The 17994-nt window shown below is 57.0% G+C and carries 14 protein-coding genes; 13 read left to right on the plus strand and 1 reads right to left on the minus strand.

Annotation, left to right across the window (positions count from 1 at the left end; all coding sequences use genetic code 11):
• The first annotated feature begins 69 nt into the window (after nucleotides 1-69).
• From DRW39_RS12865 to DRW39_RS12920, 13 genes are all read left to right on the plus strand, one after another.
• Nucleotides 70-651 (plus strand): hypothetical protein, encoded by a 582-nt coding sequence (locus DRW39_RS12865; RefSeq protein WP_157976090.1) that lies wholly within the window; start codon nucleotides 70-72, stop codon nucleotides 649-651.
• 359 nt (nucleotides 652-1010) lie between these two features.
• Complete coding sequence (locus DRW39_RS12870; protein WP_116107462.1) at nucleotides 1011-1280, plus strand: T9SS type A sorting domain-containing protein; 270 nt, start codon at nucleotides 1011-1013, stop codon at nucleotides 1278-1280.
• A gap of 439 nt (nucleotides 1281-1719) precedes the next feature.
• Nucleotides 1720-5583, plus strand: coding sequence for a PKD domain-containing protein (locus DRW39_RS12875; RefSeq protein WP_157976091.1), 3864 nt, complete (start codon nucleotides 1720-1722; stop codon nucleotides 5581-5583).
• A gap of 331 nt (nucleotides 5584-5914) precedes the next feature.
• The gene (locus DRW39_RS12880; RefSeq protein WP_116107464.1) at nucleotides 5915-9157 is read left to right on the plus strand and encodes a PKD domain-containing protein; all 3243 of its coding nucleotides are present in this window, start codon (nucleotides 5915-5917) and stop codon (nucleotides 9155-9157) included.
• Between the two features lie 79 nt (nucleotides 9158-9236).
• Nucleotides 9237-9818, plus strand: a complete 582-nt coding sequence (locus tag DRW39_RS12885; protein WP_116107465.1) for an SIS domain-containing protein — start codon at nucleotides 9237-9239, stop codon at nucleotides 9816-9818.
• Nucleotides 9818-10399, plus strand: coding sequence for a Maf family nucleotide pyrophosphatase (locus DRW39_RS12890; RefSeq protein WP_116107466.1), 582 nt, complete (start codon nucleotides 9818-9820; stop codon nucleotides 10397-10399). The genes DRW39_RS12885 and DRW39_RS12890 overlap by 1 nt, the downstream gene beginning before the upstream one ends.
• Nucleotides 10400-10517: 118 nt before the next feature.
• Nucleotides 10518-12671 (plus strand): SurA N-terminal domain-containing protein, encoded by a 2154-nt coding sequence (locus tag DRW39_RS12895; RefSeq protein WP_116107467.1) that lies wholly within the window; start codon nucleotides 10518-10520, stop codon nucleotides 12669-12671.
• Between the two features lie 31 nt (nucleotides 12672-12702).
• Entirely contained in the window at nucleotides 12703-12882 is a 180-nt protein-coding gene (locus DRW39_RS12900) for a hypothetical protein (protein ID WP_116107468.1), read from the plus strand.
• Nucleotides 12873-13430, plus strand: coding sequence for an LPS export ABC transporter periplasmic protein LptC (lptC, locus tag DRW39_RS12905; RefSeq protein ID WP_116107469.1), 558 nt, complete (start codon nucleotides 12873-12875; stop codon nucleotides 13428-13430). The genes DRW39_RS12900 and lptC overlap by 10 nt, the downstream gene beginning before the upstream one ends.
• 90 nt (nucleotides 13431-13520) lie before the next feature.
• Nucleotides 13521-14282, plus strand: a complete 762-nt coding sequence (locus DRW39_RS12910; RefSeq protein ID WP_116107470.1) for a LytR/AlgR family response regulator transcription factor — start codon at nucleotides 13521-13523, stop codon at nucleotides 14280-14282.
• Between the two features lie 162 nt (nucleotides 14283-14444).
• Complete coding sequence (locus DRW39_RS22265; RefSeq protein WP_157976092.1) at nucleotides 14445-14594, plus strand: hypothetical protein; 150 nt, start codon at nucleotides 14445-14447, stop codon at nucleotides 14592-14594.
• Between the two features lie 30 nt (nucleotides 14595-14624).
• Nucleotides 14625-16601 carry a histidine kinase gene (locus DRW39_RS12915; protein ID WP_116107471.1) on the plus strand — a complete coding sequence of 659 codons (1977 nt, stop codon included), beginning with the start codon at nucleotides 14625-14627 and terminating at the stop codon, nucleotides 16599-16601.
• Between the two features lie 46 nt (nucleotides 16602-16647).
• Nucleotides 16648-17466: an ion transporter gene (locus tag DRW39_RS12920; RefSeq protein WP_116107472.1), complete on the plus strand. Its 819-nt coding sequence runs from the start codon at nucleotides 16648-16650 to the stop codon at nucleotides 17464-17466.
• Here DRW39_RS12920 and DRW39_RS12925 read toward each other — a convergent pair.
• Nucleotides 17456-17977: an ExbD/TolR family protein gene (locus tag DRW39_RS12925; RefSeq protein ID WP_116107473.1), complete on the minus strand. Its 522-nt coding sequence runs from the start codon at nucleotides 17975-17977 to the stop codon at nucleotides 17456-17458. The two genes, DRW39_RS12920 and DRW39_RS12925, sit on opposite strands and share 11 nt — an antisense overlap.
• Nucleotides 17978-17994: the final 17 nt, after the last annotated feature.

Raw genomic sequence — 17994 nt, forward strand, 5'->3', positions numbered from 1 at the left:
ACACTAAGAACAACACCATGAATTATCGTAAGCCCTGCGACAGCCTGCCTGTTGCTTACCACCCTTTTATTGCCCCTATTTCTCTACTCGCAGTACCCTATACCTCCCATAATTGAGAATTTCGATACCTATGGTGAAGGAAATCGCCACGAAATTGCAGGCGTTCACTGGGCACGGGAAAAGACCACGGATGCAGCCATACCGGTAATTAATACGGGTATAGCCGAAGTATCGCATAGTTTATCATTTTCGGAGGGTAGCCATGCGCACGATTACCTACCCCTGACCGCGCAACCGTGGACCGTCTCTCCCGAGCTGACAGACGGGGAAACTACCTGGACGACCGCGGGATCGCACGCTGTAACGGGCGTTCCGATGGTCGGTCGCCTGTTTATTAGCAGTGTAGGTAGCGCGGGTCATGCAGCGCTTGTCGGACCTATCCGCATCAGTACCGACTACGCGGATGTGGTGACCGAAGTACTGCAGCAGGAGCCGGTTACGGTCGACTTCCCTTACCAGATCAACTTTCAGAACGCCACAACGACTCCTCCCGCCGGCAACCTGGCGGATTATGGACAGGCATATGCTTTGCAGCCATCCGGTCTCAGCTACGGTTGGACGAAGTTATCGGACGGAACCCCATTGATATGACGTCGCCCGGCACCGGAATCGGTCGGAACCGCGGCGATTATCCCGGCCTGAACTTGCGGCAGGAAACCCTGGCTCACCTTCAGGGTAACGATATCGGGAGTTGAACCACCGGCAACCGGAGCCTGGAAGGCTCATGGGAAATAGCCGTACCTAATGGCTTGTACCGCGTCGACTTGACCGGTTTCACCATGGTGGATAATCACCGTGAAGCACGTATGGCTGAAGACGGACCGGTCACCTATGCTGACGTGAACGGGTAAGAACCGGCACGCTTAAACGGACCGGAGGCAACCAACTGTCAACAGTCTGCCGTAGCCGGAGCAGACTTTCAGACGCCCTTCGTCCAGCAGGAACGCCTAATTGGGGAGGAGGGTACGACAACGGTCACGCTTTTCCCCAACCCCGTTGAGAAGGATCTCACCGTCCAGATCGAATCCGCTTACGAGGGCAGCATGGAAATGCGCATCTACGATGCTACGGGAAGGGCCATAAGCCACCAGGAGTACGATAAAACCAGCTCCCGGCTACGGATAAGTCTCGATGCCAGCGATCTACCACCGGGCACCTACCGTAGCGTTGTCATTGAAGGGGACCGGACGACGGTGAGCAGCTTCGTGAAGCTCCGCTGATCTTACCGATACCATTTATCCATTCCAAGGACCGTATCCTTCCGGGTACGGCCCTTTTACATGGAGGCTCAGGTAACCGCCGGTCAGCCTCCGCCATTAAAGTAGCGGCGTATTGGTGTATTTAAAATATATGTGCGATATTTGTGCCGAGCCAAACCCTATCCGGCCGTGCAGCTAGCTGCGGTTGGTGGTCTTCCACAAAGCAAATTGACGCGATTTATTGTCGTGCCGTCCTTTGGACAGCACTGGCTGCTTCGTATTCAATGTCTCGCTTTTTGGATTATCGCTAAACCAACCTTCTATGCTGTCACCTTTTACACTTAGTGGTAGATGTCTACCCAGTGCTTTTGTCCTCATCTTTGGCTTCCTTGGTATTTTTGGTCCTCAATCGATTATAGCGGCGGATGCCGCTAGCGGTGCGATCGTTCGCATTGAAAACATGACTAAAGTCCCCGGTTCGAATCGGGGCTTCCCCGCCGAAGACTTTTTTACCTTCCACCGCATCTTAAATCCGATCAACAGCAAGGGGGTTCGACTGCTGACGACGGAGAGCAACAAGATGCGCATCCACAATGACGGTACCGGTAAGCTGGTGATTACCAAGCTCACTACTACCAACACCGACAACTTCCGGATCAGTGGAGTAAGTATTCCCAGTGGCGGCCTGAGCGTTGACCCTGGCAAGTACATCACCGTAACGGTCACCTTCGTCACCGATGACGGTCGTGCCAAGCGCCTGGTGACCGATAAGCTCGTGATGAGCAGCAACGCGGACAATGCAGGAAGTATCGATGTCACGTTCCGGGGCGCATACATGACGAAGCCCGAGGGGGGGAATGAAATTGATGCCCAGCAAATCTTTCAATCCTTTGGCTTCCAGACGGAAATGGGAAAGGACCAATACGGGAACTATATCGTCCGTCCCAGTTCCGATTACCCCACGGAAAAGGACGTGAACGCCGGCGTTCATGGCGACTTGATTTTGTCGCGGTGGTTCACGCAGGCGGACCCGAAGAAACCCATCCGGGCATTCCAGCTGGCGGCCCTGCACGGCCCTGGGCAGGTAAAAACGGAGTTTCTGGGCGATAAGAACGTACTCCAGGGTGATATGCGGTTCATACACGGAAGCGCCTACCACCAAAGTCTGCTATCCCGCGCGACAAACACCACCACCGACCTGGCGGGCGACTATGCCAGCCGTGCCGAAAATCGCTTTAAAATTACCATCGCGGGCTTCAAGACTACGGGTGGCACCCCGAATGGAAGTCTCAAAGATGAGATTCTTGGCATCCGGGTATACCGGGTGATCGATTACAAGGGACGGCTCGTTCCGAACGAGTACATCGCGCTGATGGACTACATCGGAAACGGTTGCGGGCAGGGCTCGTCCAATTGCGACTGGAATGACAACGCGATCTACATCATCAACGCCCGGCCGGAGAACGTCCCTACCGCCCTGGATATACCAAACCTTACGGTAGAGGCTGGTAAGGCAACGGAAATGAACGTTAACGGCGCCTTCGACCGGGGATACGCGGGCAATAAATTCACCTTCACCGCCGGTCTGGCGGGAGGGGGAAGCTTGCCGTCCTGGGTAGCGTTCGATCGCACACGGGGGGTCTTTGACATCAAGGCCCCCGCTAATGCGGCTGGTAAGCTGTACGAAGTCAAGGTGACGGCCAAAGGGTACAACGGCCTGACGGCGACATCCACCTTTGCCCTCGTGGTTGACGACTCCTCCATCAACTGTACGGTGGACGCGAATACTTCCACTACCGGCAAAGTGCTTCGCTGCAGCGACAGTAAAGTCCAGCTCAGTGGTTATACCTCGACCGGCGTATACCGGTGGACCGGACCCAATGGGTTTAGCAGTACCGCGCAGAACCCGACCGTAAGTAAAGCCGGCATCTACAAGCTCGCAGCCGGCAGCGATTGCGATCGCATCAGCATAGTGGAGGTCTTCAGTGACCCCGATTGCGGTACCGGTGGCTCCACCAATGTGGCGCCTACGGCAAACGCCACCGCTAGCCGAACCCGGGGAGTTGCCCCGCTAGACGTGACCCTGGACGGCTCCGGGTCGCAGGATACCGACGGCAGTATCGTGGAATATGCCTGGACGTGGAATGGCAATACGGCCGCCGGGCCAAAACCGGAATTAGTGCTGGATGCAGGAACTTATAACATCACCCTGACCGTCCGCGACAATCAGGGTAAGCTGGCTACCGACGTGGTCACGATAAAGGTAGACCCGGAGCAGGAACCGCGTGCTACCGACTTTTGGCTGGAAGCGGAATGCGCGACGGTAGGCAGCAATTGGAAAACGGTTAGCAGTTCCGCCGCCTCCGGTGGCCGGTACGTGGTATCGACCAAATCATCCCTGTCGGTGTCGCCCGAGGACGTTCCGGCCAACCGTATACGCTTCACCCTGGACAACGTGGAACAGGGAAGTTACTACCTGCTCGCCCGAATCCAGGCCCCCTCCACGAACTCGGATTCTTACTGGGTTCGCGTGAACGGAAACAGCTGGTTTGAGTGGAAAAGAGGAATAACCGAAGGGGCGGGCTTCCAGTGGAACCTCTACGGCGGCAGCAATTTCTCCTCCCTGCGCGAGGGGACCAATACCATCGATTTTGCATTCCGGGAAGGGGATACGCGACTGGACAAAATCCTGGTGTCGCGTACGAATACCTATCCCACCGGAACGGGCGAAGCCGCCGGGAACTGCGGCACGGTAGCGAACCAGCCTCCCGTAGCCCGCGCATCCGTTTCTACCTCTTCCGGCATCGCGCCGTTGACGTTGACCTTCGACGGAAGCCAATCCAGCGATACCGACGGCACCATCACCAAGTACGACTGGAAGTGGTCCGGCGGTGGAGGCACCGGACAGCGCGAGGTGGTAACGCTAGGTGAAGGCACCTACGCGGTCACGCTAACGGTAACGGACGATGACGGCGCTACGGCCACGGACGTAGTGAACGTAGTCGTCTCCCCCGACCCCGGGACACCCCCACCCCCTCCTAACGGCGATGACGAATTCTGGCTGGAGGCCGAATGTGCCAGCGTAGGGGCGAAGTGGAGCGTAAAAGCTTCCAGTGCCGCGTCCAACGGAAGTTACGTGGTCGTAGAGAACGGCAACAGCTACAGTGCCCCGCCCGCCGATCGGGCGTCGAACCAGGTCAGTTTCTCCGTCACAACCGCTTCCGCGGGAGCCTACCGGCTTTTCGCCCGCATACTGGCCGCTTCCGGACAGGACGACTCCTTCTACTTACGGGTCAACGGTGGAGGCTGGTATGCCTGGAGCCGTGGTCTTTCGGGCGATCCCGGCTTTGTCTGGCGGGAATATCCCGAGGGCTCGATCAATCTACAGGCGGGTACGAACACCATCGATATCGCCTTCCGCGAGGACGGCCTGCAGCTGGACAAGCTCTACCTGACCGGGATGAATACCACTCCCTCGGGCTACGGAGGGGTGGATGACAACTGCGAAGACCTGGCCGACGATGGTACGGACGAGTGGTTGGAAATCGAGTGTGGAGACCTGGGCTCCGGATGGTCGACTGCTAGCTCACCGGCTGCTTCGAACGATACCTACATCGTCTATACCGGCACGCGGAACCTGAATGTCCCGGGCGATGCCGATTCCGACCGTAAAGCATACTTCAACGTGGACGTGACCGCCGCCGGCGACTATCACCTTTTCCTCCGACTTAACGCCCCCACCTTCGGTGACAACTCCGTGTGGATTCAGGTAGACAATGGCGATTGGGTCCAGATGTGGAAGAAAGTCGGTGGCGATAAGCTCATCACCAACGGCTTTGAATGGCGTAAGGTGAATGACGATGGCGCGGACGTGACCTTCCGTCTCGGAGTAGGCCAGCACACCATCACCCTGGCCAATCGGGAATCCGGAACCATGCTCGATAAGCTGAACCTTTCCCTTTCTTCCCAGTTGCCGATAGGAGAAGGCATCGCGGCCACGAACTGCGCTGGTTCGCAACTCCTGCAAGCCGGTGCCAGCATTACACCGGCCACCACCCTTTCGGAGGTGCCCGACGGGACCGTGAAGCTCTACCCTAACCCGGTGGAGACCAGACTCACCCTTGAGTACACAGACGACTACGTTGGCGACGTCGATATCTTCATTAGCGACGTAACCGGGCGTACGATTACCACGCTGAAGCAGGCCAAAGAGGCCGATCAGCTACGTACCCTCCTGGAGGTTGGCAACCTTACCCCCGGGATGTACCAGATCCGCGTCATCAGCGAAGGCCGACCGTTGGTCGTGCCCTTTGTCAAACGATGAATCCGATGACCGTTCGGAGAGCACGTGCAATGGCTCTCGTCTCCGAACGGCCTTCCTGTTTACCGCCGGCATATTACCTGCGCTGGCCGCCCAAATGAACCTAATCTGAATCACCAAATGGAATGAAAAGCGCTGTACTCTCCCCGACATCCCACGGTACCGTTGGGGAAGCCACTTCCGAAAAAAAGCGGCTTCCCGAGCAAACCGGTACAAATAGTGTGGGTACGGGTAATTTTAACAAGGGTCAAAACACTGTCGGTCACCCCGGCTACGTTAATACCTCTATCTTCGCAGCGCTTTACTGGAATTTGCTTTTAAATAAACCAACATTATGGCTCTACGCTTAACGCGGTCTCTTACCGCTTGGCTTCTGTTATGCCTCACGCTATCAGCTACCCCACTCACTGCACTGCCCGGCGAAGCACCGACTTCGGTTCCCGACGTCGTGCCCATCCACCCGATCACGGCACCGGTAAATATTACCACAACCTTCGTGGTCAACGGATCCTTCGCCAAAGGGCCGGCGCTTAACTACGAAGCCAAGCAGACCAATGGCCAGGCTCTGCCCAGTTGGATCACCCTGGATGACAACACCGGCACTTTCACCATCAAGGCACCCGCCTCGGAAGCATCTAGTATTTACGAGATCAGGGTGATGGGTACCGACGAAAACGGCAGCCGTTCGACGGTTGATTTCTCCCTGCACATCGACAATACCTCCCTGATCTGCTCCGCAGAGGCCTCAGCTGACTACCTGGGCAAGATTTTGGGTTGTGCCAGCGGCAGCATTATGCTGCGTGGGGAGACCTCTACCGGCATTTACCGTTGGACGGGACCCAACGGATTTAAATCCAACGAGCAAAACCCGGTCGTCAAATCACCCGGCACCTACGTGCTTTCCGGGGGAAGCGAATGCTCCCGCAACAGCATCGTTGAGGTTCGGCCGAACCTTTTCGACTGCGCTACCTATGCCTACGACAACGAAATTCCCGTTGGCCACTTCACGAATAGCGTCGAGGCGGGCAACGCTCCCCTGACCGTCGAATTTGACGCCCTCAAGTCCTACGATGTAGACGGCGAAATCGTCGATTACAACTGGAGCTGGGAAGGCGGCGCGGCCTCCGGTCCCACCCCTACCATCACCTTTGAAAAAGAGGGCGTCTATCACATCCTGATGACCGTGACGGACGACTTCGGAGCCAAATCCACTGACCGGTACACCATGGTGGTCGAGCCACCCACCGGCCACGGTATCGATGCCTTCTGGCTCGAACCCGAGTGTGCGGAAATCGGATCCAAGTGGAGCCTGGTAGCCGATGATAACGCGGCGGGTGGCTACTACGTGGTCCCCATTGAAAACTCCTTTGAAACAACGCCATCGGATGTGGCCCGCAACCGGATTCGCTTTACCTTCGATAGCCCGAACAAACAGTTCGTCAACCTCTTCGCCCGCATCTCCTCCGCAACCCTCGCCAGCGACTCGTACTGGGTTCGGGTAAACGGCGGATACTGGATGGAATGGTTTACCGGAATTCAATCTACCGGATCGTTTGAATGGAATAAATACTCCGACAAGATTCAGTTGAAGGAAGGCGAAAACATTATCGACTTCGCTTACCGCGAAGCGGATGCCAAATTGGATAAGGTATACCTGACGTCTACTACCCAGCGGCCCAGCAATATGGGTCTTGGCGGTGTCAATTGCGACAACAACACCTCGGTATCGCGCAGCCAAAACGAAGTCTGGCTGGAGGCAGAGTGTGCCAAGGTGGGCTCCCGGTGGAAGACCTATAATAACAGCGGCGCTTCCAACGGCTCCTACGTCACAACGACCAAGACCTCCCTGAATTATCCGCCCAGCGATGCCCCGGAAAACATCGTGCGCTTCAACCTCTCAAGCGAAGGCAGCAAACTGGTAACGCTGTTCGCCCGCATCTCGGCCGCCGACCGCAACAGCGACTCCTACTGGATTCGCCTAAACGGAGGAAGCTGGCTCAAATGGGGTAACGGCATCAACTATTCCGGTAAATTCGTGTGGAACGAGTATGCGGATCAGCTCACGCTGAAGGATGGTATCAATACGCTTGATTTTGGATTCCGCGAGGCGGACGGAAAACTCGACAAGATTTTCCTGAGTGCGATCGGTACCTCTCCCAGCGGCCTCGGTGGCGAAGCTGCCAACTGTTCGGGCGGAGTGACTGACGAACCCGAAACGGAAGAAGAAAGCTCGGACCCCGCTCCGCCGCCCGTCGCTTCCAATGACCCCACCGAGTTTTGGCTTGAATCGGAGTGTGCCAGCATCGGTGGCCGTTGGTCCATCGAACGTTCTTCCTCCGCCGTCAACGGAAAGTACGCTGTCGTCCGTGGCCGCGAAGCCTTGTCTTCGCCTCCCTACGAAAACTCCGACAACTACCTGACTTTCGACCTGGATGTCTCCGAGGCGGGCAAGTACCACCTCTTCGGTCGGATTGCTTCCACGGGCTACAGCGATGATTCCTTCTGGGTGCGCGTCAACGGAGGTAGCTGGTTTAGTTGGTACCAGAACATCCAATCCGGAGTAGGTTTTAAATGGAACGAGATGCCCGAACTCATCAACCTGAAGGAGGGATCGAACACCATTCAGTTCACTTTCCGGGAGGAAGGCGCCATGCTGGATCGGATTCACCTCAACAAGAACGGCGCTCTCCCCAACGGCGAAGGCGATGCCGCTACCAACTGTGGTAGCGCGATTCCGGAAGGAGCATCGGATATGGCGCTAGAGGCGGAATGCGGGACCATTGGCGGCAAGTGGGAAAAAGTAGCCGACGGCTCCGCTACCAACGGGTTCTACGTTATGAACACCAGTAGCAACAAAACCTCGTCTCCCCCGGCCGGTGACGCCTCCCAGTTGTTGAAGTACCAGGTAACCGTAGGAACGCCGGGTACATATCATATGTCGCTACGTATGCTTGCTCCGGACGTCGGCAGCAACTCGATCTGGGTGCAGGTAGATAATGGCAACTGGGTGAAGATGTGGAAAGAAGTCGGTGGCGACGCTCTCCTGACTAACGGTCTGGAATGGCGCAAAGTCAACCACGACGGCAAACTGGTCACCTTCAAGCTTTCCACCGGTTCGCACACTATTACGATCGCCAACCGGGAAACCCGGACCGGTATCGATAAGGTGGTGCTCTCCCTGGACAAGGCCCTACCCTCCGGCAACGGCGCGGCAGCCTACAACTGTACGACCAGCAGTAGCAGCAGCGGCGTCATGATGATGACGATGCCCTCCAGCTCGAATGAGAGCGATACGCCCGAAGCCAACGACCTGGAAATGGGTGCCGAGCCCCTCGTGGCAGTGTATCCGAACCCGGCCGTCGATGCCTTCACGCTCGACCTGACGAGTGACTTCACCGGCGAAGTAACGCTCCGGCTGTTGGATATGAACGGACGTCAGATCCGGGACATGCAGTACAACAAAGATGCTGACCTGCTGAACGTTCGCGTCGAAGTGTTCGACCTTCCCCGCGGCATGTACCGGGTACAGGTGATCGAAGGCAACCGCGAAACCGTGAAGCCCTTCATGAAAATGTAAACGGTCCTACAGTTTGTAGATTTGTGCTTCTCAGGGCCACGCCTTTCCCCGGCGTGGCCCTGATTATTTATCCTCAGCTATGTCCCGCGAACGAATTCAGGCCGCCATCGATGTCAAACAACGCATTCTGAATGACGATGCGCTGCTCGACCGCGTGCAGGCGGCTACCCAGGCCTGCGTGACGACCTTCCGAGCCGACGGAAAGGTACTTTTCTGCGGCAACGGGGGTTCGGCCGCTGACGCCCAGCACCTCGCTGCCGAGCTGAGTGGGCGCTTCTACCTCGACCGGCCACCGCTTTTCGCGGAAGCCATGCACGTCAATACCAGTTTCCTGACGGCGGTGTCCAATGACTACGGATACGACCACGCTTTCTCCCGGCTCACCACCGCCATGGGCCGCGCGGGCGACGTGCTCTTCCTCATCAGTACGAGTGGCAACAGCCGCAACGTACTTGCCGCGGCCGTTGCCGGGAAGCGGGCCGGCTGTACGCTGGTTGCCATGACCGGCGCCAGCGGCGGGGAGCTTGGCCACCTGGTGGATATACTAATCAATATCCCGAGCACGGATACCCCCCGCATACAGGAGGGGCACCTGCTGCTCGGGCACATCATCTGCGAGGACGTTGAGCGCATTCTCTTCGGCCAAACCACCTATTCCTGATGCTTTTGCCATCCCATCTCTCCCTGATACTGGCGAGTAAGTCACCCCGCCGGAGTTATTTGCTCGAGCAGGCGGGCATTCCCTTTACCATTCGCACCACCGAGGTAGAAGAAGTTTATCCACCGGAAACGCCGGTCCTGGAAGTTGCCCCGTACCTGGCTCGCCTGAAGGCCGAGAAATCGGCGGATCTGCTTGCCGCGCCGGAGGAAGTCCTGCTGACGGCGGATAGCGTAGTCATTCTCGACGACGAGATCTTCGGCAAGCCCCGGGACCGGGACCACGCCCTACAGATCCTATCCCGTTTATCCGGAAAGCGGCATACGGTCGTGACGGGTTGCTGCCTGAAATCGACGCACAAGCAAGTCGTCTTCAGCAGTTCCGCCTTTGTGTACATGAACACCATCCGGCAGGAAGAAATGGAGGCCTACGTCGATACCTACCGGCCGTACGACAAAGCCGGCGCCTATGCTATCCAAGAATGGATCGGCCTGGCCAAGATCAACCGGATCGAAGGCACCTACCCAACCATCATGGGCCTGCCGGTTGATAAGGTCTACGAACGCCTGCTGGACTTCGCCTAAAAATCCGGAGAGTTACATAGCTCCCATCTTCAGCGCAGGGCAGACCTTTTTGACCGAACATTAATTAGTATCTTCGCGCCCCGTTCCGCAAGGAGACGGTAAAACTTAGACGTTACCTATGGCACTTATTGGTAAGATCAGAAGCAATCCATTAGTCGTACTCCTTTTCATCGGTGGGGGTATTGCCCTTTTCGTCCTTTCGGACATCCTGAACAGTGGCAGCAGTGGCCCCATCGGACCGGTGGAGGCCATGATGGCCCGCGTGGGTGAGGTTGAGATCGAGCGCAATGATTTCGAGCGCACGCTATCCGTGACCAACAGCTCGGCGGATGCGTACGAGAACCGCAGCAACCTGTGGAACTACTACCTTACCGAAGGGCTGGTCCGGAACGAAACCCAGCGGCTGGGTCTTCAGGTAACGGATGCCGAGTTGGAAGAACTGACCTACGGTCCGCGTTACAGCCCCATCATCCGCCAGAGCTACGGCGATCCGCAGACCGGACAGGTGAATGCACAATTGCTGCAGGGCGTACGGACGCGCATCCAGGAGAACAGCATCAACGACGGTATCCAGGCGGGTGAACTACCGCCGAATTTCGTGGATATCTGGCGCTATCAAAACCGCCGCGTAAGCACCCAGCGACTACAGGAAAAACTGACCGCTCTGGTATCCAAAGCTATGTACGCTCCCGAATGGATGGCTCAGGATTACGCCGATGCCATGACCGCCAGTCGCCGCGTTGCGATCGTTCGCGTACCCTTTGACGAACTCGACAACGACGCCGTCGAAGTCAGCGATGATGACATCCAGACATACATCGACGAGCGGCGCAGCACTTTCGATAACCTGGAAGAAACGCGCCAGCTTACCTACGTCAGCTTCGGCGTCGATGCCACACCGGAAGATTCCGCCGCCGTGCGCTCCACCCTGGAAGACCTGGCCTCGGAATGGCGCAACACCGCCCCCCGTGGCGACAGTCTGTTTGCCCTAACCGCCAATGGCTCCTACACCGGCGCCTACGTCAACCAGGATCAGCTGCCCGTGTCCGTGGGTGGTACGATTATGGAAAACATGGAGATCGGCGAGGTGTACGGCCCCTTCGTTGAAGGCAGCCTAATGGCCCTGGTAAAGCTCATCGACCGCCGGGAATATCCGGAAAGCGTGAGCCTTCGTACCATCAAGCGTAACGCGACGATCCCAACGCAATTCTCCGAGGCCAACCGTCTCATCGACAGCCTGCTGACCGTGCTGCGTGAGGACGACAGCAACTTCACCGAACTGGCTGATGAGTTTAACCGGGACGGTCGCAGCATCGCTACCTCCGGCGTCCAGGAAGACGTAGCTCCCGGGCAGCTGGCCCCCGCCGTCGAGCGAGTGGCCTTCGTGACCGGCGAGGTCGGCCAGTGGACCAAGGTACGTACCCAGGACGGTGTACAACTTGTCCAGGTAACCAATCGCAGCAACGAAACGGAAACCCGGGCGAAGGTGGCCTACGTATCCGAGCCCATGGTCCCGAGCAAAGATTCGGAGGATGCGATCCGCCAGCGTGCGGAGGAATTCCTCACCGGTAAGGGTAGCTTACAGGAACTGAAGGATGCCGCCGAGGCCGAAGGACTTACGGTGGAAACCACGCAACCCCTCGATATCGGCACCTTCCAGCTTCCCGGCATCGGTGGCGGCCAGGACGTTCGTGACCTGATCTGCTGGGCCTTTACGGCCGATGAGGGAGACCTGAGCGGATTCGTCTATACCTTTACCGACCCCAACTTCTTCTACGAAAATCGCTACCTGGTAGCCGGAGTGGAGAACGTTATTCCCGAAGGAATAGCCCCCGTCCAGGCCGTAAAGGAGAGCATCATGCCGGAGGTACGCAACCAACTCAAAGGACGTCAGCTGGCGGAATCCCTGGCTGGCCTCGACCTGAATGCCGCCGCTTCGCAGTACGATGTTGCCGTGGATACGCTAAATGGCATCACCTTCACCCAGCAGTCACTAGCGCAGGGAATCGGTAGCGAGCCGAAAGTGATCGCCGCCGCCAGCAGCGTGGCTACCGGACAAGTCAGCCAGCCGATCGTAGGTCAGCGTGGCGTATACCTGGTCAAGCCGCTATCCGACGCGCCAGCAGGCAGTAGCGGCAGTATTCCGACCGCACGGCAGGCCATCAACACCAGCAGCCGCAGCCGCGTTCCGCAACAGCTGATTACCGCACTGCGCACCGAGGTGGACGTCGAAGACCAGCGGATCAGTACCGAATGTAGTAATTTGCGCTAAGCCATCGTTTAGCACCCCAAATAGAAATTAGATGTCTGACGAAATCAAGGACGCCGGGATTAAAGGATACGTAGTCATGGGAGGCGTCATCGCTCTCCTGCTCTTCGTCATCCTGGTGGTCTATCTCTATAAGGCCAATCAGGCTTTCGTACCTGAGGACCCGGAACTTTACGGCGCGTTGCTGACCGCAGGTAGCCATCTGTGGGGATAAGGGAAATTTATTTCTGTTTATACACCGGGCTACTCTTTGCCGGTTGTATCAACGATCCCGCGGAAGTTGCCCGCCTGGAAGAAGCCCTGGATGACCAGGTAGAACTGGCCACCGGTGTGCGTGTGCTCTGGAGCGATTCTGCACGTGTCCGTCTGATTCTCGAGGCCCCGACAATGTATAACTACTTATCGCCGGGAGATCCCCGTCAGGAATTTCCCGACGGCGTGGTGGCCTATTTCCTCGATGAGTTTCAGGACACCACCAGTACATTGACGGCCAATGAAGGCGTATACCGCCGTCGCAACGACGTCATTACGGTTCGCGATAGCGTGGTTTGGCAATCCGCCGATGCACAACGGCTCGAAACGGAGGAACTGAACTGGGACGAGTCACGGGAGTTGATCTACACCAACAAATTCGTCGTCCTTACCCAACCGGACTACATCATAACCGGCTACGGCCTGGAAAGTGATGCGTCGTTTGAGAACGCCCGGGTACTACAGGTCGACGGGCGGATACCGGTCAATCGCCCGATGGAGCAGGAATAGCATGCTCGTTCTGCTTATTCCATAAATTTTCCACGTAGTGGAACCGCCCTTACAGCCTTTTCGTAGCTTTGGTCAACTCTCATACCTACTATGCTACTGAACGCCGTAATTGTTGAGGACGAACGAAAAGGCCTCGTCAACCTGAAACAAATGCTCAACCTGCACTGCCCCGACGTGGAGGTTATCGGGGAAGCAGACGGGGTAGAATCCGGTTGCAGCCTCTTCGCACGCAATGACATCCGGCCCGATGTGGCCTTTCTGGATATCAATCTCGGCGACGGCAAGGTGTTCCAGATGCTGGATCGCATCAAACCGATCAGCTTCGACATCATTTTCGTGACGGCCTACGATCAGTTTGCCATGCGGGCTTTCGACTATTCCGCCATCGGGTATATCCTCAAACCCATCGATCCGGACCGCCTGGTAGACGCAGTAGACCGCATCCGGCCCCGCGGTCAGGCACGTACCGAGGAGCGACTGGACGCGATGCGCATGTACCAGAAGCAGCCGAACGTCTTCGAGAAGATGCCGATCGGAGCCGTCGACGGCTACCACTTCGTCAAGATTCCGGATATCATTCGCTTCGAAGCCGAGGATAACTACACGCACATCTACCTGGCGGACGGTCAGCGCATCACCGCGTCCAAGACCATCAAAATGTACGAGGATATGCTGTCCCCCCACAACTTCTACCGGGTGCATAAGCGGCACGTCATCAATATGAACTTCATGAAAAAATTCGTGAAGGGGGAGGGCGGATACCTGATCATGGACGACGGTATGCGGATCGATGTCAGCCGTCGCCGGCGTTCCGCTTTCATGACCCAGCTTCGATTGATGCAGGAGTTGTAAAGTAGTTCGACCCGCTGTCAGCACGGCGAAACGTTACCGAACAAGGGGCCGATAAAATTAGAGATAGTCCCTTGTATTCATATATTTATTACATTTGGATCGTTGGTGTTGTATAATCAGTACCAATTACGAGTCAGTAAACCCACACGATAAGCTCTCCCAATGGCGCAGAACGGGAAAAAATCCATCGAAGATCTTCTAAAGGACCAGCAACTCAAGAAGCTGGATAAAGACGCCATGGATCAAGTGACGGGGGGAAAGCGACGCGGTACCTACTCCCGCCGGGTTTGCGGAGGCATTATGCCCCAATAGAGACCGAATAACTTTACAGCCCGCCCCTTCATGGCAGACCGATACGGAGAAAGCTCGGCGCTGGGCAAATTGGAATTATCGTTAGAAAAGGCCACCGACGGCCTGGAGGTGATCGAGATCATTCAATCCCTCCTGCACCACTACGTTTACACCAAGCCGGATCGCGCCAGGGTACTGCTTGCCAGGCAGGCACAGTTGCTTAAAAGGCACGCTAAAGCCCTGCCGCAGCTGGAAGACATCACGGGCCAGGACTACGAGCTAAGCTACCACCTCCTCCTCGCGACCCTGGAAAACCAGGAGTACCGCCTGGACCGGGCCGAACAACCATTCGCCGCAGCGCTCGACCTCGCGGAAGAGCGGGGCGATGCCGCCGACAAACTGGACGTTTACCTGGCCTACATAGCCTACCTCGGTAACCAGGGGCGGACCGAAGCGGCCATCGATTATCTCGACCGCTGTCAACGGCTGCTGGAAAGTTACCCCAGCGATCAGTACGTCGCCCGAACCGCCTGCCGGCACGGCTATATTTATCTACTCATTTTCAGCTATCCCAAGGCTACGCTGAAATTCCTGGAGGCCGACCGGCTGCTGGAAAGCGGATCCTTCGAACTGACGCCCCAGGACCACTACTACTACAGCCTCACGCAATCCGGTTTGGGTTCCGTATACCAAAACAGCGGTGAGAACGAGCTGGCGCTGGAGGCCTTCCAACGGGCCATCGACCGCTGTGAGCGTTTCGGCCTGCGCTCCCGCCTTCCGTGGCATCAGCTCAATTTGGGAAAGGAACTGATGTCGATCCACAAGTACGAGGAAGCCGTGACCTACTTCCGCGCGGTGGTCGATACCAAAGCCAACGGCTCGGTCAACGCACTGGCCGCCGCCTACGCCAATCTGGGCTTTTGTTACCACTACCTGGACCATCCGGAACTCGCGAACGATTACGTCGATCGGGCGGAGGAATTGTACAGCGGCGACGAAGCACCAGACCGGAAGGAGCTCGCCAAACTCGAATTCATGCGGGCCACCCTGCTGATGGACTCGGCCGAGTGGGAAAAATCGATCAACCAACTAAATCGCATCCTGACGCTCGCTGAGGTAGATGACGATACGAGTGATCCCGATCTACTAAGTTTGGTTGCCGATGCTTACCTCCACCTATCCATCTGCCACGCCAAACTCAAGTATTACGAAGCGGCCTACAATTACCATTGCACCTACGATCGCTACAATCACCGCTTTCACCAGCAAGTCGCTACCCTCCGACAGCGACAGTTCGCCGCGCAGTTTCGCGCCGAGGAACGGGAACAGGAAAACCGCCAGTTGAAGCTCAAAGCCAGCCAACTGAAGCTAAGCGCGCTGCGGGCCCAGATGAACCCGCACTTCATGTACAATGCCCTCAACAGCATCCAGATGTTCATATCCGGCAACAACGCGAAGACGGCGAGCCGGCACCTCGCGAAGTTCGCGATGCTGATGCGGCAGAGCCTGGAGAACGCCAACCGGGAATACATTACGCTGGAAGAGGAACGCCGCTTCCTCACGGACTACCTGGAGATCAATCAGCACCTCCGTTTCGAGGGCAAGCTGACCTTCAACATCGTGATCGACCGGGAACTGGAAGAGGACGTCATCGGCGTCCCGACCATGATCCTGCAACCCTACGTGGAAAACTCGATCGAACACGGACTACGCGGCCAGGACGAAGGACACGTGGAGGTGGAGTTTCGCGTCATCGCCGACGACGACGATCACCTGCTCGGTATCGTGACGGATAACGGCGTGGGCCGGGAGAAGGTCCGGGAACGGCAGGCCCGCGACGCTAACCGGGTCGACCATAAAAGCCGCGGGACCCAGATAACGGAAAGCCGCCTGCAATTGCTATCCAACGCCGAACGCGATTGGGTAAACATCATCGACTTGTATGACGCCCGGGGAGAAGCCATCGGTACCCAGGTGCGCGTTCTCATACCGATTACCGAGATGATCCCCCGCCGCTCTATCGGGTAGGCTTTACCTGGCGGTCCGTACCTTGGGGACAAATGCTCTTCCCTTAATGTCTGACCGAAGTTTGCGTCACCGGGTCCACGAAATCATTTTCGAAGCGGATACGCCGGCCGGAAAGTTCTTTGACATAGCCCTTCTGGTGCTGATCGTTATCTCGATCATCGTCGTGATGCTGGAAAGTTCCCAGGATTACAACGAGACCTACGGCACCTTCTTCTGGTACACCGAATGGTTTCTGACCATCGTCTTTACGGTAGAGTACGTGCTTCGCCTGTGGGTAACCATCCGCCCCCTACAGTATGCCCTCAGCTTTTATGGCGTGGTGGACGTATTGGCTATCCTGCCCTCCTACCTAACCCTGATCCTGCCTAACGCCCAGTATTTCCTGATCATCCGGATTCTCCGGTTGATGCGGGTGTTCCGTGTATTCAAACTGGGTCAGTACCTGAGCGAGGGCGATCAGCTCGGCCGTGCACTTATTGCCAGCCGCAACAAGATCGCCGTCTTTCTCTTCGCCGTTACGATCCTGGTCATCATCATCGGCTCAATCATGTACCTGATCGAGGGCGGGCAGAATGATGGCTTTTCCTCCATACCCCGGGCCGTATACTGGGCCATTGTGACCATCACTACCGTGGGGTATGGAGATATCACCCCCCAGACCCGCATCGGGCAGTTTCTTTCCGCGATCGTCATGATCTTGGGCTACGCCATCATCGCGGTACCGACCGGTATCGTAACGAATGAGATGATGAACGCCAACGCCGAGAAAACGGTCAGCACCCAGGTCTGCCGGTTCTGCGCCCGGGAGGGGCACGCCTCGGACGCGGTGTACTGCAAGTACTGCGGCGGACGTCTTAACCCCTGACGTCGGTGGGTTCAGCCTCGCTGATGATCATAGGCAGGTCCTTACGAATGGAAATCCGTTGCGCATCCGTCACGTGATCGTAGCCGGCCCCGTACCGGCGACGCGCCTCCGCTTCCCAGAGCCGGTGGTATCCGGCCGACAGCGCATCGTACACTTCGAGGTAGCGCCGGTAGCCACTGCTGCGATCGTGTACCACGCTTACGACCGCCTGCCGCGGTGTACGTTTGGGTGACAAGACAAATTCTTCCAGCAGCCGAGGCAAGTTTTCAACGGAGGTAATCTCATCTTCTACCATTAGTCGATCGTCCGCGCTCAACTGCACAGTAAGTACCTGGGAGGTTTGTTCGACGATCGCATCGGGCTGCCATTCGGGGAGCTTGACCAGTATACCCGCGTCCTCGTCTATCGTCGTGGTAACCAGGAAAAAAATCAGGAGGAGAAAGGCGATGTCGGCCATGGAGCCGGCATGCACGACGGGGGCGTCCCGGCGAGTCGTTTTGAAAGCCATCATGTAAGGGATTGGTTACC

Origin of the sequence: Lewinella sp. IMCC34191, assembly GCF_003390935.1 — a bacterium.
Classification (GTDB): domain Bacteria; phylum Bacteroidota; class Bacteroidia; order Chitinophagales; family Saprospiraceae; genus Neolewinella.

Bases quoted from the DNA above. Each gene is read 5' to 3' on its own strand.
- DRW39_RS12900 (WP_116107468.1), top strand. From the start codon at position 12,703: ATGTCTGACGAAATCAAGGACGCCGGGATTAAAGGATACGTAGTCATG.
- DRW39_RS12910 (WP_116107470.1), top strand. From the start codon at position 13,521: ATGCTACTGAACGCCGTAATTGTTGAGGACGAACGAAAAGGCCTCGTC.
- DRW39_RS12885 (WP_116107465.1), top strand. From the start codon at position 9,237: ATGTCCCGCGAACGAATTCAGGCCGCCATCGATGTCAAACAACGCATT.
- DRW39_RS12880 (WP_116107464.1), top strand. From the start codon at position 5,915: ATGGCTCTACGCTTAACGCGGTCTCTTACCGCTTGGCTTCTGTTATGC.
- DRW39_RS12895 (WP_116107467.1), top strand. From the start codon at position 10,518: ATGGCACTTATTGGTAAGATCAGAAGCAATCCATTAGTCGTACTCCTT.
- DRW39_RS22265 (WP_157976092.1), top strand. From the start codon at position 14,445: ATGGCGCAGAACGGGAAAAAATCCATCGAAGATCTTCTAAAGGACCAG.
- DRW39_RS12925 (WP_116107473.1), bottom strand. From the start codon at position 17,977: ATGATGGCTTTCAAAACGACTCGCCGGGACGCCCCCGTCGTGCATGCC.
- DRW39_RS12915 (WP_116107471.1), top strand. From the start codon at position 14,625: ATGGCAGACCGATACGGAGAAAGCTCGGCGCTGGGCAAATTGGAATTA.
- DRW39_RS12920 (WP_116107472.1), top strand. From the start codon at position 16,648: ATGTCTGACCGAAGTTTGCGTCACCGGGTCCACGAAATCATTTTCGAA.
- DRW39_RS12890 (WP_116107466.1), top strand. From the start codon at position 9,818: ATGCTTTTGCCATCCCATCTCTCCCTGATACTGGCGAGTAAGTCACCC.
- DRW39_RS12875 (WP_157976091.1), top strand. From the start codon at position 1,720: ATGACTAAAGTCCCCGGTTCGAATCGGGGCTTCCCCGCCGAAGACTTT.